The sequence below is a fragment of the Humibacter soli genome (assembly GCF_054779035.1).
Genome location: NZ_BAAGYX010000001.1, coordinates 2,313,018 through 2,333,717, shown reverse-complemented (window position 1 = coordinate 2,333,717; position 20,700 = coordinate 2,313,018). Strand labels below are relative to the sequence as shown.

General features: G+C 68.7%; 15 protein-coding genes. 9 read left to right on the top strand and 6 right to left on the bottom strand.

Annotated elements, in window-relative coordinates; all coding sequences use genetic code 11:
* The first annotated feature begins 20 nt into the window (after positions 1–20).
* Positions 21–1,382 (top strand): S1C family serine protease, encoded by a 1,362-nt coding sequence (locus tag ACYVDN_RS10775; RefSeq protein WP_460571247.1) that lies wholly within the window; start codon positions 21–23, stop codon positions 1,380–1,382.
* Positions 1,383–1,625: 243 nt separating this feature from the next.
* Here ACYVDN_RS10775 and ACYVDN_RS10770 read toward each other — a convergent pair whose 3' ends face one another.
* Positions 1,626–2,402, bottom strand: a complete 777-nt coding sequence (locus tag ACYVDN_RS10770) for a DNA-formamidopyrimidine glycosylase family protein (RefSeq protein WP_460571245.1) — start codon at positions 2,400–2,402, stop codon at positions 1,626–1,628.
* Between the two features lie 62 nt (positions 2,403–2,464).
* Entirely contained in the window at positions 2,465–7,306 is a 4,842-nt protein-coding gene (locus ACYVDN_RS10765; protein WP_460571243.1) for a DEAD/DEAH box helicase family protein, read from the bottom strand.
* A 203-nt stretch (positions 7,307–7,509) separates the two neighbouring features.
* Here ACYVDN_RS10765 and ACYVDN_RS10760 point away from each other — a divergent pair, with 203 nt between their 5' ends.
* A complete protein-coding gene (locus tag ACYVDN_RS10760) occupies positions 7,510–8,214 on the top strand; it encodes an alpha/beta fold hydrolase (RefSeq protein ID WP_460571241.1) in 705 nt (234 codons plus the stop codon).
* Positions 8,215–8,322: 108 nt separating this feature from the next.
* Positions 8,323–8,952 (top strand): NUDIX hydrolase family protein, encoded by a 630-nt coding sequence (locus ACYVDN_RS10755; RefSeq protein WP_460571239.1) that lies wholly within the window; start codon positions 8,323–8,325, stop codon positions 8,950–8,952.
* A 10-nt stretch (positions 8,953–8,962) separates the two neighbouring features.
* On the opposite strand, the gene ACYVDN_RS10750 is transcribed toward ACYVDN_RS10755, so the two are convergent.
* Positions 8,963–9,472, bottom strand: a complete 510-nt coding sequence (locus ACYVDN_RS10750; protein WP_460571237.1) for a GNAT family N-acetyltransferase — start codon at positions 9,470–9,472, stop codon at positions 8,963–8,965.
* Positions 9,473–9,621: 149 nt separating this feature from the next.
* On the opposite strand from ACYVDN_RS10750, the gene ACYVDN_RS10745 reads away from it, so the two are divergent.
* From ACYVDN_RS10745 to ACYVDN_RS10735, 3 genes are all read left to right on the top strand, one after another.
* Positions 9,622–10,104, top strand: a complete 483-nt coding sequence (locus ACYVDN_RS10745) for an FBP domain-containing protein (protein WP_460571235.1) — start codon at positions 9,622–9,624, stop codon at positions 10,102–10,104.
* A 212-nt stretch (positions 10,105–10,316) separates the two neighbouring features.
* Positions 10,317–11,996, top strand: coding sequence for a glucose-6-phosphate isomerase (gene pgi, locus ACYVDN_RS10740; RefSeq protein ID WP_460571233.1), 1,680 nt, complete (start codon positions 10,317–10,319; stop codon positions 11,994–11,996).
* A 51-nt stretch (positions 11,997–12,047) separates the two neighbouring features.
* A complete protein-coding gene (locus ACYVDN_RS10735; RefSeq protein WP_460571231.1) occupies positions 12,048–12,881 on the top strand; it encodes an SDR family oxidoreductase in 834 nt (277 codons plus the stop codon).
* 72 nt (positions 12,882–12,953) lie between these two features.
* Here the strand turns inward: ACYVDN_RS10735 and ACYVDN_RS10730 are convergent, their stop codons facing one another.
* Complete coding sequence (locus ACYVDN_RS10730) at positions 12,954–14,612, bottom strand: DEAD/DEAH box helicase (RefSeq protein ID WP_460571229.1); 1,659 nt, start codon at positions 14,610–14,612, stop codon at positions 12,954–12,956.
* 291 nt (positions 14,613–14,903) lie between these two features.
* Between ACYVDN_RS10730 and ACYVDN_RS10725 the strand changes: the two genes are divergently transcribed.
* Positions 14,904–17,174, top strand: coding sequence for a HelD family protein (locus ACYVDN_RS10725; protein ID WP_460571227.1), 2,271 nt, complete (start codon positions 14,904–14,906; stop codon positions 17,172–17,174).
* Positions 17,175–17,217: 43 nt separating this feature from the next.
* Positions 17,218–18,027 carry a 2-phosphosulfolactate phosphatase gene (locus tag ACYVDN_RS10720; protein ID WP_460571225.1) on the top strand — a complete coding sequence of 270 codons (810 nt, stop codon included), beginning with the start codon at positions 17,218–17,220 and terminating at the stop codon, positions 18,025–18,027.
* An 83-nt stretch (positions 18,028–18,110) separates the two neighbouring features.
* On the opposite strand, the gene ACYVDN_RS10715 is transcribed toward ACYVDN_RS10720, so the two are convergent.
* Positions 18,111–19,205 carry a zinc ribbon domain-containing protein gene (locus tag ACYVDN_RS10715; RefSeq protein WP_460571223.1) on the bottom strand — a complete coding sequence of 365 codons (1,095 nt, stop codon included), beginning with the start codon at positions 19,203–19,205 and terminating at the stop codon, positions 18,111–18,113.
* Between the two features lie 139 nt (positions 19,206–19,344).
* Here ACYVDN_RS10715 and ACYVDN_RS10710 point away from each other — a divergent pair, with 139 nt between their 5' ends.
* Positions 19,345–19,647 (top strand): DUF427 domain-containing protein, encoded by a 303-nt coding sequence (locus ACYVDN_RS10710; protein ID WP_460571221.1) that lies wholly within the window; start codon positions 19,345–19,347, stop codon positions 19,645–19,647.
* A gap of 9 nt (positions 19,648–19,656) precedes the next feature.
* Here the strand turns inward: ACYVDN_RS10710 and ACYVDN_RS10705 are convergent, their stop codons facing one another.
* A complete protein-coding gene (locus tag ACYVDN_RS10705; RefSeq protein ID WP_460571219.1) occupies positions 19,657–20,643 on the bottom strand; it encodes a hypothetical protein in 987 nt (328 codons plus the stop codon).
* Positions 20,644–20,700: the final 57 nt, after the last annotated feature.

Genomic DNA, 20,700 nt, shown 5'->3' with positions numbered 1-20,700 from the left:
ACATCAGAACAGGACTTGTCATGAGCAACCAGAAACAGCGCCGGCACCTGGCCGGTTGGATCGTTGCCGGCGCTGCAGCGACCGCGATCTTCACCGCCGGAGGGGCGGCCCTGAGCTACACAGCCGTGAACACAGTGGCTTCGGCCCTGTCCTCGGCGTCGGCCTCGCACAGCTCGAACCAGCGTGCCGGCTACAACCCCTACACCGGGTCGGGCAACGGGTCGTCCAACGGCTCGACCACCGATCCCTTCGGCGGCTCGACGGGCACCGACCCGTTCGGCGGTTCGAACGGCGGCTCCAACGGCGACCAGTCGGGTCAGAGCGGATCCGGCTCAACGGGCCCCGTTGCGACCGCGAACGAGGCGAAGGGCGTCGTGCTCATCGACACCGTGCTGCAGTACCAGGGCGCACAGGCTGCCGGAACGGGCATCGTCCTCACCTCGAACGGCGAGATCCTCACCAACAACCACGTTGTCGAGGGCTCCACCAGCATCAAGGTGACCGTCGCCTCCACCGGCAAGAGCTACACGGCAGACGTGGTCGGCACCGACGCAACGGATGACGTCGCCGTGCTCAAGCTCGAGGGCGCTTCCGGTCTGACGACCGCCCCCCTCGACGCGAGCGGCAACGTCTCGGTCGGCGACAACGTCACCGCCGTCGGCAACGCAGGCGGAACCGGCACCCTCACCTCGGCGAGCGGCAGCATCACCGGCACCGACAAGACCATCACGACGCAGGCTGAGGACGCCGTCGCCTCCGAGACCCTGAACGGGCTGATCGAGACCGACGCCGACATCCAGGCCGGCGACTCCGGCGGACCGATGTTCAACTCGAACGGCAAGATCATCGGCATCGACACCGCCGCATCGTCCGGCTCGTCGACTCCCGACGGCTACGCCATCCCGATCGAGGATGCCCTGAGCATCGCCCACCAGATCGACAACGGCAATGCGAGCTCCACCATCACCATCGGTCTCCCCGCCTTCCTCGGCGTCGAGGTCGGCGCCGACAGCTCGACGGGCGGCTCGTCCGACGGGTCGAACGGGGGCCTCGGCGACGGATCGAACGGCTTCGGCTTCGGTGACGGCAGCGGCAGCAGCAACAGCTTCGGCTACAGCGACGGCTCGGGCAACGGCTACTCCTCGAGCGTCGCTGGTGCTCAGATCTCGCAGGTCATCGACGGCACGGCAGCGGCGAACGCCGGTCTGCAGGCCGGCGACACCATCACCGCGGTGAACGGCAACGCCATCTCGTCTTCCAGCGACCTGACGACAGCGCTGTCACAGTTCAAGCCGGGCCAGAAGGTGCAGATCACCTACACCGACGGCAACGGTTCGTCGAACAATGTGACGGCGACGTTGGGTTCCGGCCCCGCCGCCTGATCCCGCTCCACCCCAGTGGTGGCTCGCCCGCGAGCACCTGACTCCCCGCGAGCCACCACGCCCCAACCCCGCACTCGACCGGCGAGCCACCACTCAACCCGCGAGCCACCACCCAACCGACGAGCCACCACCGTAACCACGCAGATTCGGTGGTGGCTCCGCGGCACGGTGGTGGCTCGTCGCATGTGGGGTGCTCGCGCGGTGTGAGGGGCCGCAGTCGGGTTGGTCGCGCCGCGGAGGCTGCTAGCTCTGGCAGGTCGGGCAGAACCACGTGTCGCGCAGCTCGAGCTCGTTACGCCCCAACCGTAAGTGCTCGACCGGCGTTCCGCAGCGGCGGCATGGCATCCCCTCTCGGCGGTGCACGTACGACGTGCGACCACGCCTCGTCTCTCCAGTAGTCGAGCGGATGACGCGGTCTTTGTTCGCCACGATCATGCGGTGCGCCAACGCGACGGTCCTCGGCAGGTCGACCTCGCGCACGGGGCGAGTGGGCAGCGTGCCGCGCACGAAGCAGACCTCGTTGACGTACTCGTTGCCGAGGCCGGCGAGGTTGCGCTGGTCGAGCAGCGCGACGGCGATCGGAACGTCGGGATGTTCCGCAAGACGCCGAACCGCCTCGCGCTCATCCCAGTCGGGACCGAGCAGATCGGGGCCCAGATAGCCGACGACATCCACCTCGCGCGCTGTCGGGACCACCTCGAGCAGACCCAGCTCGAAGCCGACCGCCTGCGCCTGCGCCGTGCCGAGCACCGCCCTGGCCTGGAACGCCGGTCGGCGCCACGGCTGGCCGGGCTCGTAGACGCGCCACTCGCCTTCCATCTTCAGATGGCTGTGGATGGTCTGCTGTCCTACCCGGATGAGCAGGTGCTTGCCGCGGCTGACGACCTCGTGAACGAGCTGTCCGCTGAGGTCGACGGTGGCGAACGCCGGAACCCGCAGATCGCAACGGGTCAGCACCTGCCCGGCGAGTGCCCGGTGGAGCATCCGTGCCTGCTGGTAGACGGTGTCACCCTCAGGCATCCATCACCGCGGCTCTCCGCTACGACCGCATCGAAAGCGCGCCGGCCCGGCTGCGACGAGGCTCACGAGCGCAACCTCAGGCCACGCGGCGTCGGGTTGAACCCGGCCGCGGTGAGTGCCTCTCCGAAGGGCGTGCCGAGCACGAAGTCGCCGCCGACGGTCTCGATGGTCAGTGTCGACATGCGACCCCGATGGATGACGTCGGCCAGCGCCCTCGCCGCTGGAGCCATCACCTCCTCCGCGTGGTCGAAGAGAAGCGTGGTCTTTCCGCCGCGCTCGACGTAGAGCACCAAGGCGCCGTCGACGAGCACGACGATCGCGCCCGCCTTGCGCCCTGGGCGGTGTCCGGTTGCCGACACGGCGCCGCCCGAGGCCGATGCCTGTGGCCAGGGCAGTGCCCCACCGTACGGGTTCGCCGGGTCGGTGGCGGCAAGCGCGATCGCGGCGCGCGGCGGCTCGAGTGTGCTGTCGAGCGTGAAGGTGCGCAGGCGATCAACGGTCGCGCCGGTGGAGAACTGGGCTGCTCCCAGCGTCTCGACGAAGTAGCCACGACGGGCGCGGCCGGACTCCTCGAATCCGCTGAGCACCCGGTAGGCGAGGGCGAAGCCGCCCGGCTGGTTCTCGGCCATCACGGATCCGCGCGTCACGACGCCGTACCGCTCGAGCAGGGTCTCCGCTGCGGCTTTGGCTCGGACCGTCGCGTCGGGTTCGGAGTTCGACAGGGGGAGGGGAAGGATGGACCACCTTCCCGCGGTCGTGGGCGGGCCGGAGCGCGCCGATGCCGCTCGGAGACCGTCCGCGAACGTCGGTCGTCCGTAGCCGCGCGGTGCGCGCATCCGACCACGCGGCGTTGCGCGTTGGGGCTTGTGCGCACCGCTTCCCCCGGTGAGCGCGCGCAACGGAGCGAACGTGTCGTTGGTGACAAGGCCGGCCCAGACGAGATCCCACAACGCGGTAGTGAGGGCGGCGTCGTCGAGCGAGCCGACCGCGTCCGATAGCTGACGGAAGAAGAACGCGCCCCCAGCACCGAGCGCCGAGAGCACCTCGCGCTGCAACTCGTCGGTCGCATGCTCGGGCGGCGGGATCATGGTGAGGGCGGCGCTGTCTGCGAGGTGCAAACTCACCCATCCGTCATTGCCGGGCAGCGATCCGCTGCCGCTCCAGAGCACCTCGCCGCTCGCCGTGAGCTCGTCGAGCATGGTGGGCGCATAGTCGGCGACACGCGAAGGCAGGATCAGGCTCTCCCACGCCGACGCCGGGACACGAGCGCCGGCGAGTTGCTCGATGACCGATGCGACGGCATCCACACCGCGCAGACCACCGCCGACGTGCTGCCACTGGGGAAGGAATCGTGCGAAGGTCTTCGGATCGACGGGCTCCACCTCGTGCCGCAGTGCAGCGAGCGACATGCGGCGGAGCCTGCGCAGCACCTCGGAGTCGCACCACTCGGTGCCGCTGGCGTTCGGTCGGAACTCGCCTTCTGTGACGCGACGGTCTTGCGCAAGGCGTCGGAGGGCGTCGTGTGCGACGACCGCGCCGAGGCCGAATCGGGATGCCGCCTCGGGGACCGTGAACGGACCGTGGGTGCGGGCGTATCGACTGAGCAGGTCGCCGAGCGGGTCGACGACGGGCTCGATGAACGCCGTCGGGACGCCGATCGGGAGCGGCACGCCGAGGGCATCGCGCAGCCGGGAGGCGTCTTCGACCGCTGCGTAATGCTCGGCGCCGGCGATGATGACCCGAAGCGCGCGCTTCGCCGCGACGAGCTCGTCGAGGGTGGAGCGCACTTGTCCCGCTGGTTGAGGAGACGGCGCGGCCGGGGTGTCGGCTTCGTGATCGCCACGCTCCAGGGACCAGCGTTGGGCGACCTCGTCGACGGTGAGGGGGCCGAGCAGCCGCAGAAGGTCTGCTGCTCCCTCGAGGCCGAACATCCTGCGCTCCGGCGTCAGCCGTTGCACCTCCCGCTCCACCCTTTCGATCACGGCCGGGTCGAGCAGCTCTCGCAGCTCGGCGCGGCCGAGCAGCTCGGAGAGCAGCGATGCATCCACGGACAGGGCCGCGGCGCGGCGCTCGGCCAGCGGAGAGTCGCCCTCGTACATGAAGGCGGCGACATATCCGAACAGCAGCGAACGGGCGAAGGGCGACGCCTCTTCTGTACCGACCTCGATGATGCGGATGTCTCTGCTCGCGATCCGCGCTGCGACCGTGCGCAGCGCGGGCAGGTCGTACACGTCTTGCAGGCACTCGCGCATGGTCTCGAGGATGATCGGGAACTGAGGGTGCCGACGTGCGACATCCAGAAGCTGGGCCGCCTTCTGGCGTTGCTGCCACAGCGGCGAACGTCTGCCCGGGTTGTACTTCGGGAGGAGCAGTGCACGTGCTGCGCACTCGCGGAAGCGAGACGCGAACAGTGCCGAGCCGCCGACCTCGTCGGTCACGATCTGCTCGAGCTCGTCCGATTCGAAGACGAAGAGGTCGGCTCCAGGGGGCTCGGCCTCGGTGTCGGGGATGCGCACCACGATGCCATCGTCGCTGGCGATGCACGAGCCCTCGACATTCAGCCGCTCCCTCACACGCGCAGCGACCGCGAGAGCCCATGGGGCGTGCACTTGCATGCCGTACGGGGAATGCAGCACGATCCGCCAGTCGCCGAGCTCGTCCCTGAAGCGCTCGGCAACGAGCGTGCGGTCGGTGGGGAGGTGGCCTGTCGCCTTCTTCTGCTCGTCGAGGTAGGCCAGCAGGTTGCCCGTGGCGAACTCGTCGAGGCCCGCGTTCGCGGTGCGGGCACGGGCATCCTTCTCGGACGCCGCGGCGACCTCACGCACGAACCCGCCGACCGCTTCACCCAGCTCTGCCGGACGCCCGATGCCGTCGCCCTTCCAGAACGGCAGCCGGCCGGGTTCGCCGAACGCCGGGCTCACGAGAACGCGGTCGTGCGTGATCTCCTGGATGCGCCAGCTCGTCGCCCCGAGCGCGAACACGTCGCCGACCCGGGACTCGTAGACCATCTCCTCGTCGAGTTCGCCGACGCGGCGGCCGCCCTTCGCTGGGTTGGTCTCGTCGGTCGACCCGACCATGTACACGCCGAAGAGTCCGCGGTCGGGGATGGTCCCGCCGCTGGTCACCGCCAGCCGCTGCGCGCCGGGCCGCCCGGTCAGGATGCCCCGGTCGCGGTCCCACACGACGCGCGGACGCAGCTCGGCGAACTCATCACTCGGATAGCGGCCAGCGATGAGGTCGAGCGTGGCGTCGAACGCGCTGCGGGGGAGAGTCGCGAAGGGCGCGCTGCGACGCACGGTGTCGAACCACTCGTCGACGTCGACAGGGTCGAGGGCGGTGGCAGCGATGGTCTGCTGCGCCAGGATGTCGAGGGGGTTCGCGGGAACCCGCAGCTTCTCGATGAGGCCCGTGACCATGCGCTCGCTCGCGACCGCGGAGTTGATCAGATCGGAGCGATGCTTCGGGAACATCACTCCCTTCGACACTTCGCCCACCTGGTGACCGGCGCGGCCGACACGCTGCAGGCCGGACGCCACGGACGGCGGAGCCTCCACCTGCACGACGAGGTCTACCTCGCCCATGTCGATTCCCAGCTCGAGACTGCTGGTGGCGACGACGCATCGCAGGCGACCGCTCTTCAGGTCATCCTCGATGACAGCACGCTGCTCCTTGCTCACCGAGCCGTGGTGCGCACGCGCCAATATGCCCGAGTCGGCATGTTCGTCGCCGGCCGTGCTTTCGGCGGTCCATTCCCGGGGCTGCCTGCGTTGCTCGACCGTCGCACGGACAGCAAACGGATCGACGGATGCCCCGGCACGACTCGCCTTCGTCTGCCCGCTTGCACCGATCAGCTCGGCCGGCGCGCGTGTCGCACGTCGGGTTCCGAGCTCGTCGAGAACCTGTCCGACGGGAACGGGGTCGCCGGGCTGGTGATCGCGTTCGGAGGCATCCAGCAACCGTTCCTCGTAGATCTCGTTCATGCGCGCCGTCAGCCGCTCGGCGAGCCTGCGAGAGTTGGCGAACACGATGGACGACCGGTGCTCCAGCACCCTGTCGACGATCGCCTCCTCGACGTGCGGCCAGATCGACCCACCTGCCGGACTCGAGTCGTCTTCGTGGGCAGCGGGGCTCAGGTCGCGCATGTCCTCAACAGGCACGATGACCTTGAGATCGAAGCGTTTCTGCGAGGGCGGCGCGACGATCGTCACGGGACTGCGGCCGCCGAGGAAGCGCGCGACCTCCTCGGGCGGACGCACTGTCGCCGACAACCCGATGCGCTGAGCAGGCTTCGGCAGCATGGCGTCGAGCCGCTCGAGCGAGACGGCCAGGTGCGCGCCGCGCTTGGTCGCAGCGACCGCGTGCACCTCGTCGACGATGACCGTCTGCACCTCTGCCAGCGTCTCGCGTGCCTGCGAGGTGAGCATGAGGAAGAGGGACTCGGGGGTCGTGATCAGGATGTCCGGCGGCTTCGACAGCAGCGCGCGCCGGTCGTTCGCCGGGGTGTCGCCGCTGCGCACCCCCACCGTCACGTGCGGCGGTTCGGCGCCGAGCCGCTTCGCGGTCTGCGTGATGCCGACGAGGGGCGACCGAAGGTTGCGCTCGACATCGACGCCGAGGGCCTTGAGGGGGGAGATGTAGAGCACGCGCGTGCGCGGGATGGCTTTCGGCTCCGAGGCCCTCGGCTCGGCGGGTGTCGGCCCCACAGCGCTCTCGTGCATCAGCCGGTCGATCGACCAGAGGAACGACGCCAGCGTCTTGCCAGACCCGGTGGGAGCGATCACGAGGGTGTGCTCGCCGCGGGAGATGGCATCCCATGCACCGAGCTGGGCGCTGGTCGGTGCGTCGAACGCGCCCTCGAACCACGCGCGCGTGGCGGGGGAGAAGCGGTCGAGCACGTCTGTCACCGTCTCATCTGAACACAAACCACCGACACCGTCTTCACCTCCCCATGGGCGGCTAAGGTATGAGGCTGTTGTGTCGCAGATGAGGGTGCCGAGTTTCGGAGATTCGCCTGCGTCGCCGGCGAGTCGCGGTGCGGCGTCGGCGAGTCGCCGCGAATCTCCGAAATCCGGTACGAACGACGGTGGCCATGGCTATCGTCGGCCGCATGCATACCTTTCTCATTCCAGGACTCTGGCTCGACGCATCGTCGTGGGAGGGCGTGACCCCTGCGGTCGAAGCGGCCGGCCACGACGCGCATCCGCTCACGATGCCCGGACTCGAGTCGGATGCCGCCGACCGCTCCGGGATCACCCTCGACACCCACATCGACTACGTCGTGCGGCTCATCGACGACGTGCCCGCCGGCGAGAAGGTCGGGCTCGTCGCGCACAGCGGCGGTGCCCTAGTGGCGCACGGTGCGATCGACCGGCGTCCCGACCGCGTCGAGCGCGTGGTCTACGTCGACAGCTGGCCAGGCGGCGAGGGGTCGATCGTCAACGACGACCTGCCGTACGACGACGCCGACATGCCGTTCCCCGGGTGGGACGCCTTCGACGAGAACGACGTGCGCGACATCACGCCGGAGCTGGGAGACGAGATCGCATCCCACGCCCACATCTCGCCGGCTCACGCCGCGGTCGACCCGCTGCACGTGAGCGACGAGCGGCGCCTCGAGGTGCCTGCCACCATCATCCTGTCGACGATGCCGAGCAGCGACATGCGCGATCTGATCGCTCGGGATGTCGCCTGGCTCGGCGACACCGGTCACCTCCGCTCGTTGCGTCTCGTCGACCTGCCGACCGGGCACTGGCCGCAATACACCAAGCCAGACGAGCTGAGCACCCTGATCGTCGAGGGGCTCGCCGGCTGACGGATCCTGGACCAGTGACCGAGCGTCCACAGGTCGGGCACCTCGCCGCTCGTCCACATCGTCGTGCGGTGCGGATGTCCGGCCACGGGTCATCCGTATGATCAACCCATGGCGGTGCGAACTCCCGATCCCGATCCGGAGGACTCCGGGCCTCTGGGCGATGGATCCTTCGGCGGACCATTCGACGGTTCGGCCTTCGACGACGGCACACTGCCCGGCGTGGGACCGGGCTGGCTCAGCGACATCGAGCTGGAGCAGGCACGGCACCGATTGCCCATTCTCTACGTCGAGGCGGTTCCGGTTCGCGTCGACGGGCTCGGTCAGGTCATCGAGGTCGGGCTCCTACTGCGAGCGAACGCCGTCGGCGAGATCACGCGAACGGTGGTCTCCGGCCGCGTGATGTACGGCGAGACGCTGCGTGACGCGCTCTTCCGGCACCTCGAGAAAGACCTCGGGCCGATGGCCTTCCCGCAGCTTCCGGCCAGTCCTGTGCCGTTCATGGTCGCCGAGTACTTCCCGATCCCCGGTGTTTCGGCGTTCACGGATGACCGGCAACACGCGGTCTCGCTCGCCTACGTCGTTCCCGTCACCGGCACGACGGAGCCGCGGCAAGACGCCCTCGAGCTCACCTGGCTCTCACCCGCCGAGGCCGCCTCCCCGCAGGTAGCCGCCGAACTGGAGGGCGGACGAGGCGCCCTGGTCAGAGCAGCACTCGCTTCCGTCGGCGTGCTTCCCTAGGCAGAACCCGTCACTGCGTGCGGACGGGCCGCACCATCCGCACCTCGTGCGCCGGCTCTCCACCGAAGGTGTCCACCTTCGCGGCGCCGTCAGGCGCGAAGCCGTTGCGTCGGTAGAACGCCTGTGCGCGAGGGTTGTCGGCGAGCACCCACAGGTACGCCGCGGAGTCGCCCAGTGCGGCATCAAGCAGCCGTTGCCCCGCTCCGCCTCCGTAGTGATCGCGCAGCACATAGATGCCCATCAGCTCGACCGGCGCCGGACCGTCCTCGTCCCGTGCGGTTCCCGCGGACGCCCAGCCGACGACTTTGCCGCGGGACTCGGCCACCCAGACCCGAACACCGTCGCCGATGGTGCGTTTCCAGCGTGCGGCTCGGGTGTCGACATCCAGGGTCTCCAGCAGGTGAGCCGAGAACACGTGCACGTAGGCCTCCCGCCATGAGCGCACGTGCACCCTTGCGATGCCGCGCGCGTCGGCGACGGTCGCGCGTCGCACCGTGACGGATGCTTCCCCCTCATCCACAACAGGGACGATAACAAGGAGTGCACTGCGTTATCGGTGACCCGTGGTTAAGCTGTTGCGGTCGTGCCGAGCACACCCGTATCGCCGCGATCGCCGCTCGCAAGATCGCCGTCGCACATCGTGGCCGCACACTTCGTGGAGGGAACCGCGTGAAGCCGCTGACCGAGGATGACATCCGCTCGTCGTTCGTGAACGCCACCACCGAGCAGGTCGAGCGGCTGCCCATTCCCGGCATCCACGAGACCCTGTGGGACGAGCGCGAGTACCTCGGTTGGCGCGACCCCCAGGCATCCCGTCTCGGTTACATCGTGCACTGGATGGATGGCCGACCGACCGGCATCCTCGTGCGTGCGGCGACAGGTGGCCTGCGGCCGGGCATCGCTGCGATGTGCTCGTTCTGCCACTCGTCACAACCGGCGACCCAGGTGCGCATGTTCAGCGCGCCGCGCGCTGGCGAGGCGGGCCGCAACGGCAACACCATCGGCTCGTACATCTGCGAAGATCTCGCGTGCTCGCTGCTCATCCGCATCACGCCGCCGCACGCGCAGTCGTCCGAGCACATCGCCGAGCGCGGAGCAGCTCTTCTCTCCAGGGTGCAGAACTTCACCGCGACCGTGATGAAGACCGCCTGAGCTCGCCGCCCCACGCTGGTCGAGTTGCGCGCCGACGACACGCGTATCGAGACCCGTGCCGTCAGGGTCTCGATGCGCGTCGGCCTGCGGTCGGCGCTACTCGACCAGCGACATCGCCACTATCGCCGCTGACGCGGCTCACCGACTCAATCGCCGTGGCGATACGAGCAAGCTCGTCCCGCCAAGGCTCAATCGCCGATAGCGTGGAGGCTGTGAACGCACCCGTCGACGCCACCACCACGTCCGCCTGGGCCGAGCTCGAAGCCCACCGCAGCGCCTTCGCGCCCGATCTGCGCGGCTGGTTCGCCGCGGACGCCGGTCGTGTCGAGCGCCTGAGCTTCACGCTCGCCGACCTGCACGTCGATCTCTCCAAGAACCTGGTGACCGACGGCATCCTGGCTTCCCTCCTGCGCCTCGCAGAGCAGGTCGGCGTCGCCGAGCGGTTCGGCGAGATGCTCGCGGGTGAGCACATCAACACCACCGAGGACCGCGCCGTGCTGCACACCGCGCTGCGCAGGCCGAGGGATGTCTCGCCCGAGCTCGTCGTCGACGGCCAACACGTCGATTACGACGTTCAGGAGGTGCTCGACCGCATCGCAGCGTTCGCCGAACGGGTGCGCTCCGGCGAGTGGAGCGGCGTCACGGGCAAGCGGGTCGCCACCGTGGTGAACATCGGCATCGGAGGGTCCGACCTCGGCCCCGTCATGGTCTACGAAGCGCTGAAGCCCTACGCGGATGCCGGCATCGAGGCCCGCTTCATCTCGAACATCGACCCGACCGACCTCGCGCAGAAGACCGCAGACCTCGACCCGGAGACCACACTCTTCATCGTCGCGTCGAAGACGTTCACGACCCTGGAGACGCTGACCAACGCGCGGCTCGCCCGCGACTGGCTGTGGGAGGGCCTGGCAGCTTCCGGCGCGATCGGCGACGACGAGCAGAGCAAGAAGGATGCCGTCGCCCACCACTTCATCGCCGTGTCGACGGCGCTCGACAAGGTGTCGGCCTTCGGCATCGACCCGCAGAACGCGTTCGGATTCTGGGACTGGGTCGGCGGTCGCTACTCGGTCGACTCTGCGATCGGAACGTCGCTGGCGATCGCGCTGGGCCCGCAGAACTTCACAGACTTCCTGGCCGGCTTCCACGCCGTCGACGAGCATGTGCGCACGACCCCGCTCGAGCGCAACGTGCCCGTCCTGATGGGCCTGCTCAACGTCTGGTACTCGAACCTGCTTGGCGCACAGTCGCACGCCGTGCTGCCGTACGCGCAGCAGCTCCACCGCTTCCCCGCTTACCTGCAGCAGCTCACGATGGAGTCGAACGGCAAGTCGGTGCGATGGGATGGCTCTCCCGTCACGACCACGACCGGCGAAGTCTTCTGGGGTGAGCCCGGAACGAACGGTCAGCACGCGTTCTACCAGCTGATCCACCAGGGGACGCGCCTCATCCCCGCCGATTTCATCGCGTTCGCGAACCCCGCCTACCCGCTGTCGGATGCCGGGCGCGACGTTCACGGACTGTTCCTCGCCAACTTCCTAGCCCAGACCAAAGCGCTCGCCTTCGGCAAGACGGCCGAAGAGGTCGAGGCGGAGGGCACAACCGGACCGCTCGTCGCTGCGCGCACGTTCGCGGGGAACCGGCCGACGACATCCATCTTCGCGCCAGCACTCACGCCCCGCGTGCTTGGCGAGCTCATCGCGCTCTATGAGCACATCACCTTCACACAGGGTGTCGTGTGGGGCATCAACTCGTTCGACCAGTGGGGTGTCGAGCTCGGCAAGCAGCTCGCACTGCAGATCGCGCCGGCGATCGAGGGCGACACGGACGCGCTCGCTGCACAGGATGCCTCGACCCGAGCCCTGCTGGAGTACTACCGAGCGCACCGCAGCTGAGTCGCCAGACCGGTGCCGACGCACTCGCGGCCAGCGCAATAGCGTTGGAGCATGGCTGACGAGAACAACAAGGTCTGGTTCATCACGGGTACCTCGCGCGGCTTCGGTCGCGTGTGGGCCGAAGCCGCGCTCGAGCGCGGCGACCGGGTAGCGGCGACCGCGCGCGACGCCTCATCACTCGACGAGCTGGTGGAGAAGTACGGCGACCGCGTGCTGCCCCTTCAACTCGATGTGGATGATCGCGAGGCGGACTTCGCCGCGGTTCGAGCGGCTCACGAGCACTTCGGTCGGCTCGACATCGTCGTGAACAACGCGGGCTACGGCCACTTCGGATTCATCGAAGAGGTGACAGAGCGCGAGGCGCGCGCCCAGCTGGACACCAACCTGTTCGGCGCGCTCTGGGTGACCCAGGCGGCGTTGCCGTTCCTTCGGGAACAGGGCTCCGGACACATCATCCAGGTGTCGTCGATCGGTGGCATCTCGGCGTTCCCGCTCGTCGGCATCTACAACGCGTCGAAGTGGGCGCTCGAGGGATTCAGCCAGGCGCTCGCGCAGGAGGTGGCGCCGTTCGGCATCCACGTGACGCTCGTCGAGCCCGCAGCGTTCGCCACGGACTGGGCGGGGTCGTCGTCGAAGCACTCCGCCGAGCTGCCGGATTACGCCGACGTGCACAGTGCCGTTCAGGAGGGCCGCAAGCAGCGCAACGGCACGCCGGGGGATGCCGCCGCTTCGGGTGAAGCGATCCTCAGGGTCGTCGACGCCGAGCAGCCGCCGCTGCGGGTGTTCTTCGGCACCGGTCCGCTCTCGATCGCGAAGGCCGACTACGCGTCGCGCCTCGCGACCTGGGAGGAGTGGCAGCCGGTCGCCGAGCTGGCTCAGGGCTGAGTCCGGGCACACGCGAAGGCCGGTGCGGCGTCATTCCGCCCGGCCTTCGCGTGTCGGTGTCAGTAGTCGGTGTCAGCCGCGGGCGCGACGGCTTCCGTTGCCACGGGAGGTGCCTGCGTTGGGTCGAACGACGTCGCCGACGCGGATCGGTCGACCACTGCGGCCGCCCTGGCTGCCTCCGCGAGCGCCCTGGCTGCTCTGCGTGCCCTGCGCGCCGCGCGCCTGGGTCGAGCGACTCTGATTGCCGCGTGTCTCGGTACTGCGACCCTGGTTGCCGCGTGCCTCCGTGGGGCGGCCCTGGGCCGAGCGACCCTGGGCCGAACGACCTTGGGTGCTGCGACCTTCGGAACCGCGACCCTGCACATCCACGCCCTGACCGTCGCGTCCCTGCGAGCGACTGCGCCCGCGACCGCGCGTGCCGCGAGTGCTCGAATCACCGGAACCTGAACCGCCGTTGCCGCGGTCGGAGCGCGTCGTGTTGCGCGAACCGCGCCCGCCCTGCGAGCCGCCCTGGGGCCGCCCGCCACCGTTGACCGCCTGACGCGGCGCCGGCTTCACGTACGCCGCCGGCTCCCCGACGAGCGTCGTCACCTCGGCCGAGGTCGCCGTCACCTGAACGGGAGTGACGCTGATCGCGGCCTTACGCAGAACGTCGCGCAGGTCGCGACGCTGCTCGGGCAGTGAGATCGTCACCACGTCGCCCGTCGCACCGGCCCGTGCGGTGCGGCCCGAACGGTGCAGGTACGCCTTGTGCTCCATCGGCGGGTCGACGTGCACCACGAGCTCGACGTCGTCGATGTGCACTCCGCGGGCCGCGACATCCGTCGCCACCATGACGCGCACGCCACCGTCGCCGAACGCCGCGAGGTTGCGGTCGCGCTGCGGCTGCGACAGGTTGCCGTGCAGGTCGACGGCCGGGATGCCGGAATCCGTGAGCTTCTTCGCGAGACGCTTGGCGTGGTGCTTCGTGCGCATGAAGAGGATGCTGCGACCCTTGCCGGAGGCGAGCGCACGCACGAGGTCGTTCTTGCTGTCGACCGAGTCGACCTCGAACACGTGGTGGGTCATCCGATCGACGTGGCTCGTCTCGTCATCCACCGAGTGCAGCACCGGCGAGTGCAGGAACCGCTTCACGAGCTTGTCGACGCCGTTGTCGAGCGTCGCCGAGAACAGCAGTCGCTGGCCATCCGTCGGCGTCTTGTCGAGGATGCGCGTGACGACGGGCAGGAATCCGAGGTCGGCCATGTGGTCGGCCTCGTCGAGCACGGTGATCTCGACGGCGTCGAGAGAGACGAAGCCCTGCTTCATCAGGTCTTCGAGACGGCCGGGGCAGGCGACGAGGATGTCGACACCCGCGTTCAGCGCGTCGACCTGGCGCTTCTGGCTGACGCCTCCGAACACCGTGGTGGTGCTGAGGTCGTATGCAGCGCCGAGGGGCTCGAGGGTCGCCGCGATCTGCGTGGCAAGCTCCCGGGTGGGGGCGAGCACGAGGGCGAGCGGATGCCCGGCCCTGCGACGTCCGCCGGCCAGACGGGTGCCGAGGCGGGCCGCGATCGGGAGCGCGAAGGCGATGGTCTTGCCCGAGCCGGTCTTGCCGCGACCGAGCACATCGCGCCCGGCGAGGGTGTCGGGAAGCGTGTCGGCCTGGATCGGGAACGGCTCGCTCTTGCCGTCCGCGGCCAGAACGGTCACGAGCGGCGCGGGCACGCCGAGGGAGGAGAAAGAGGTCATGGGGGTGCCTTTCCGAGGCAGCCTGTCGTCGCGGGCGCGACGGACAGGATCGAACAATGGCGAAGGCGCCGGTCGGCGCATCCGTTCGCCGTGAGAAAGAATCTTCGTGCCGCGGCCACATGGTGATTCTGGGCGGCGTGCACCGGGTGATGCGCTCTGACGACGCAGGCGGATCCCGTCAGCGGGACCGCAAGATGACTCAGATTAGCAGGCTGTCCTTGGCTCGGCTCACAGGTCTGAGCAGGGGCCCGCCGACTAAGCTTGTTGGTCCTGGCGTCGAACGGGGGTCGCGTGAACGATTCGGAACTCGATCGTGAACGCCATGTTGTAGCTGGTCTGTATCGCCTTCTCGATCGTCTTCGCGACGACACGGCGCAGCGGCTCGCTGCCGTACGCAGGCAGACCGCGGGCGGCACGCACCAGGCCCGAAGCGAGCGGGATGCCTATGCCCGCCTCTACGAAGACCGCATTCTGCAGCTTCGCGACGTCGACCCGCGGCTGGTGTTCGGCCGACTGCAGCTGGAGGCTCCCGCCGCCGGCGCGGCCGACCCGCTTCGCGACCCGCGGCTGAGGTACGTCGGACGCATCGGGCTGCGCGACGACGACGAGCACACCGTGCTGCTCGACTGGCGTGCCCCGCAGGCCAGCGCCTTCTACCAGGCGACCGCCGCCAACCCGCTCGGCGTCGCGGCACGACGACGCCTCACCATGCGCGACCGCGAGGTGCTTCGGGTGGATGACGAGCTCTTCGACACCCACCTGCTGGCCGAGGCCGGTGAACGTCCGGACGAGGTATCGGGCGACGCCGCGCTGATGGCGGCGCTCGTCGCTCAGCGCACCGGCCGCATGAACGACATCGTGGCGACGATCCAGGCTGAACAGGACGCGATCATCCGCAGCGAACTGCGCGACGCGCTCGTGGTGCAGGGCGGACCTGGAACCGGCAAGACCGCTGTGGCACTGCACCGCGCCGCCTACCTCCTCTACGCGCACAGGCAGAAACTCGAGACCTCCGGCGTGCTCGTCGTCGGCCCGACGCGCGCCTTCCTCACCTACATCGAGGAGGTGCTGCCATCGCTCGGCGAGACCGGCGTGGTGATGCAGAGCCTCGGCGAGCTCTACCCGGGGGTGTCCGCCGACACGGACGACCCCCCTGCGACGGCCCAGCTCAAGGGCTCCAAGCAGATGACGACCCTCCTCCGCACCGCTGTCGAATCCCGTCAGAAGGTGCCTGCTGAGGCATCCACCGTCGAGGTCACCGGCGAGCGCCTCGTCGTGCAGCCCGCTCTGATCGCGGATGCCCTGCATCGCGCCCAGCGCACCGGCAAGCCGCACAATCTTGCCCGCGTCGTCTTCGTGAAGCAGGCCCTCTCCGCGCTGACCGCACAGCTCGCAGATCAGCTGCGCGCGAGGGGCGGGACCCTCGACGATGAGGACCTCGTCGTGCTGCGCGAAGACGTTCGCACCAGCTACGACGTGCGCGTGCTCCTCAACACCGCATGGCTGCCGCTCACCCCGCAGAAACTTCTCGCCGACCTCTACGCGAGGCCGCAGTGGCTCGCCGAGTTGACGCCGAAGTGGAGCGACGAGAAGCGGTCGCTGCTGCGTCGTTCACGTGATGCCGCTCTCACGATCAGCGACATCCCCTTGCTCGACGAGGCCGCCGACCTGCTGGGCGAGGCGCCGGAGGCGCAGGATCAGGCATCCAAACAGCGTGCAAAGGAGCAGCGCAAGCGCGACCTGAGGATGGCCCGCTCGGCCATCGCCGACGCCGGCGCAGGCGGATTCGTCACCGCCGAGCAGCTCGTCGACGAGGCGACGCACGGCGACGGACTCACCACGGCGGAACGCGCCGCCGCCGATCGCACCTGGACGTACGGGCACGTCGTCGTCGACGAGGCTCAGGAGCTGAGCCCGATGCAGTGGCGGCTGCTGGTGAGGCGTTGCCCGATGAAGTCGTTCACCATCGTCGGCGACATCGCTCAGTCGTCATCCGCTCGATCGACGCTCGCCGGCGGAGGCCGGAGCTGGGCGGATGCCATCGGTCCTCTCTTCAAGAACCACTGGCGTCTCGAGCAGCTCACGGTCAACTACCGCACGCCTGCTCAGATCGCGCGCGAGGCGGAGGCCTTCGCGCGGGCCGCCGGCCTGCCGATCACGCCTGCTCGGGCGGTGCGCGAGGGCGACTGGCCGGTTCGCGAGGTTCGGGCTGCGGGCCGAGCAGAGACCAGCGACGCGCTCGCCGCGGCGACCGTCGGTGCGATCGAGGATGACCGGGCCATCGACGACACAGGAACCCTCGCCGTCATCGTGCCGATCGACCTTGCCGACGACATCGCCGACGCCGTCGCGCAGCGCTTCGGCGTGGACGCGGGACGCGGGGCCGCCGGCCTCGTCAAGCCGATCGTTGTGCTGACCGCCCAGGATGCGAAGGGCCTCGAGTTCGATTCGGTCGTCATCGTGCATCCTGACGGGGTGGTCGCGGAGTCGCCGCGTGGGTCATCCGCCCTCTACGTCGCCATGACGAGGCCGACGCAACGCCTGACGATGGTGAGGCCGTAGCGCGCGGCCGAGCACGCAATGGGCGCGCCGATACGATGGCCGAGTGAAGACGCCGCTCAGTCCAGACGACCCCACGCAGCAGAACTACGAGGTGCGTTTCGACTGGGGCAGGGATGGCCTGCGCGGCATCGCGCCGACGGCCGGGGTGATCGTCGTGGTCGACGCCATCTCCTTCACCACCACGGTGGAGATGGGCGTCGCGTTGGGCCTCGAAGTGCAGCCGTATGACGGCGTTCGTCACGAGGCGGAGGCAGCGGATGCCGCTGGCGACTTCGGTGACGCCCGCCTCGCCGGCAGACGCGGTGCGCCGGGCGTCTCCCTGTCGCCGTCGAGCATGACCGAGCAGAACGTGGCCGAGTTCGGCGCGCGTCGGGCAGTCGTGCCCTCGCTGAACGGATCGCGGCTGACGGCGCTCGCTGAGACTTACGGGGTGCCCGTCGTCGCGGCAAGCCTGCGCAACCGCATGGCCGTCGCTCGGTGGATCCTCGACTACCAGACCCGCATCGGCCAGCGTGCGATGGTCGCTGTTGTCGCGGCCGGAGAGGTGCGCACCGACGAGTCCGTGCGGTTCGCCGTCGAAGACCTCCTCACGGCAGGCGCCGTGATCGACGCCCTCGGCAAGGTGGGCATCGACGCGTGCTCCCCGGAGGCCGCCGCGGCGTGCGCCGCTTACACGGGCTTGGCGCGCGGCATCCGTCACATGTTCACGGCCTCGGTGTCGGGTGTCGAACTGGCGCAGGACGACCAGCGAGCCGACGTCGAGGTCGCCTACCAGACCGATGTGTCCGCCACGGTTCCCGTGCTGTTCGACGGCGCATACGTGGACGCCGAGCGCGCAGCGGCGAAGGCCTGAGTCTCCGGGTCATCCAGCTGCTCGAGGCCGGCAGATCTTCGGCGGAGTCGGGATCCGCAACCCGTTCAACTGACGTCGGTAGGTCAGGCGCTCGGGAGCGAGGCCCTGCCAGACCAGTCGACCGAGGTGAAGATCGCGTTCCCGCTCTTGTCGAAGCCCGTGATCTCACCGGAGACCGCCACGGGTACCGGTGCCTCGGAGAAGAACGTGCCCGTGCTGCCGTCGGAGGCCGAGGCATCCGCGAGGAAGGTCGCCGATCCTTTCGCCGTCGTGTCGACGATCCAGCCGTGGCTGCCCCAGTCCCCGATCGTGAAGGTGGGTGCCGTGACGAGCGTCCACTTCTGATTGGACAGTTGGATGCCCGGGTAGTCGTTGATCAGCCCGAAGCTGCAGCCCGCCGGCTGGAGTGCAGGGCTTGCGACGCACGCGGCCACCCATGCGTTCACCGCGGCGGACGCCGCCTTCTTGCCCGTGTCGGTGAGGGTGGCCGCCAGGGTGACAGTCCGTGCGGACGAGTTGGAGGAACCGACGAGGCTCGTGACCGTGGTGCTCTCGCCAGGCGCTGAGTAGTCGGCATTCGTCGCCATCACCACGTCGTAGCGGCCGGGGAGCACTGGGAGAGAAGTGCTGCCGCCGTGATCGACGCCGATACTCGCGTTGTTGACTCGCACGGACGCGGTGTCGGGTCCATCGACGGCAACGGCGAGTCTCGGCAAGGTCACCGGTTCGAGAACCCACTTGGTGAAGAAGAGCATGTCCTTGCCGGAGTTCTTGAGCTGCAACGTCTCCGAGTAGCGATGCCCGCCGAGCTTGTAGCCGACGACGACGCTCGCCGTCGCGGAGCCGGTCGTTCCTCGTGCGATGGAAAACGCCGTGATGTGGTCCTTCGTCTGCGAATAGACCTTCTGCGTGACGAGCACACTGGTGTCGTCGATGTTGCCGGCCTGCAGTGCCCCTGCGACATCGCCCTTGACCAGCGCCCGCATGAAGGGCTCCGCCGCGGCCTGCGGCGTGTGTGCTGTCGTCTCGAGGCCGAACCACACCCCGCAGGCAACAAGAAGGGCGAGCACGAGCACGCCGCCGCCGATCAGACCGATCAGGAGTCCGGAGCGCTTCCTCTTCAGGACCGCCGGCGCTGCCGGGCCTTCGCTTTCAGATCCAGCGCGCGGATCGGTCATGTAACACTCCGTTGGGGGTCGAATCGCGGCGCGCATCGCCGCGAGCGAGCACAGCCTATACGATCGACCAGTCGCAGCACATCAGGGAATTGCATCCGCTCGCGCGACGTTTGCCAAGAGCGAAGGAAGGGATGAAACCGTGAAAGCTGTCGTGAACGGAACCGTCATCGCCGAGGCCCCCGTCGAGGACCTCATCAAGATAGAGGGCAACTGGTATTTTCCGCCGGCCAGTGTGAAATCCGAGCTACTGGAGAAGAGCCCGACCCCGTACACCTGCCCATGGAAGGGCGAGTGCCAGTACTTCACCGTGAACGCGGGCGGCCAGCGTCTGCAGGACCGCGCGTGGAGCTACCCGACGCCGTACCCGACCGCGTTCGACCGGGTCGGCAAGGACTTCAGCGACTACGTCGCGTTCTGGAAAGAGGTCCAGGTAGAGGACTGAGCGTCGACGTCATCCGGGGACGATGACGGATCGCACTCCGGACAACGACGCGGCTGTCCATGCCTCACCGATCCCGCTGAGCGGGAACGTGCGGGTCTGAACCCGAACGGTGCCATCGGTGATCAAGCCCAGATAGACGGGCAGCTGTCGCATGATCTCGGCAACCGATCCGCTTCCCGCGCCGGACCCCGAGATGCGGATGCGGGTGCTGCGCAGAAGAGATGCAGGCAGCGATGCCCGCGGCCCGGCGAGCTGGCCGATCTCTATGTAGGCGGTGTCACCTTCGTCCTCGTCCAGACCGGCGCGCGAAAGGGCATCGAACGCGGCCTCGGCCGGTTCGCCCCAGACGAAGTCGAGAACCGTGGAGGGGTTGAGGCCGTCGAGCACCGTCCGCATGGCAGCGGCGTCGGTGTCGAGGTCGCCAGTCAGCGCAAGGGTCTCCGCGCCGCGCTCCGCCGCGAGCAGGAGCCTTTCCGGGTCGCGCCCTGCGCCGATCACTCGAGTCGCGCCGAGGGCGAATGCATTCTGAACGGCGAGCATTCCCGCTGTGCCTGTGACACCGAGCACGAGCACAGTGCCGAGCGCGGAGGCGTCATCGGCGCGTGCGAGCTCGTCTCTGCGGGCGAGCAGAGGCATCCACGACGACAGGCCCGGATTCATGCCCGCGGCCACCTGAACGGGGTCCGCGCCTTCTGGCAACTCGATCCGCATCCCTCCAGGCACGGCGAAGCGCTCAGCCAATGTGCCGTACGGAGCTGAGACGTAGCCGGTGTAGATCAGGGCGCCGTCGGAGGTACGCGCGACGGCGTCTACGCCGGGAATCGAGGGGAAGATCCCGTGCGACCCGTAATGCTTGCCCGTCGCCATGGCACGCACGATGGGGTGGATGCCTGTGGCGACCAGCGACACGAGCTCGTGCCGAGCGTCGAGCCCCGGCTCCGCGAAGTCCGCAAACCGCGGGGTGGACCCGGCCGAATACACGACTGCTGCCTTCATGATCATTCTCCTTAACGTTGTTAAATTCGATCATCACTTAACGTTGTTAAGCTGTCA

Excerpts from the sequence above, each read along its gene's own strand:
- ACYVDN_RS10770 (WP_460571245.1), bottom strand. The coding sequence starts at position 2,402 with ATGCCTGAGGGTGACACCGTCTACCAGCAGGCACGGATGCTCCACCGG.
- ACYVDN_RS10730 (WP_460571229.1), bottom strand. The coding sequence starts at position 14,612 with ATGACCTCTTTCTCCTCCCTCGGCGTGCCCGCGCCGCTCGTGACCGTT.
- ACYVDN_RS10705 (WP_460571219.1), bottom strand. The coding sequence starts at position 20,643 with ATGAAGGCAGCAGTCGTGTATTCGGCCGGGTCCACCCCGCGGTTTGCG.
- ACYVDN_RS10755 (WP_460571239.1), top strand. The coding sequence starts at position 8,323 with ATGGCGGTGCGAACTCCCGATCCCGATCCGGAGGACTCCGGGCCTCTG.
- ACYVDN_RS10735 (WP_460571231.1), top strand. The coding sequence starts at position 12,048 with ATGGCTGACGAGAACAACAAGGTCTGGTTCATCACGGGTACCTCGCGC.
- ACYVDN_RS10775 (WP_460571247.1), top strand. The coding sequence starts at position 21 with ATGAGCAACCAGAAACAGCGCCGGCACCTGGCCGGTTGGATCGTTGCC.
- ACYVDN_RS10760 (WP_460571241.1), top strand. The coding sequence starts at position 7,510 with ATGCATACCTTTCTCATTCCAGGACTCTGGCTCGACGCATCGTCGTGG.
- ACYVDN_RS10715 (WP_460571223.1), bottom strand. The coding sequence starts at position 19,205 with ATGACCGATCCGCGCGCTGGATCTGAAAGCGAAGGCCCGGCAGCGCCG.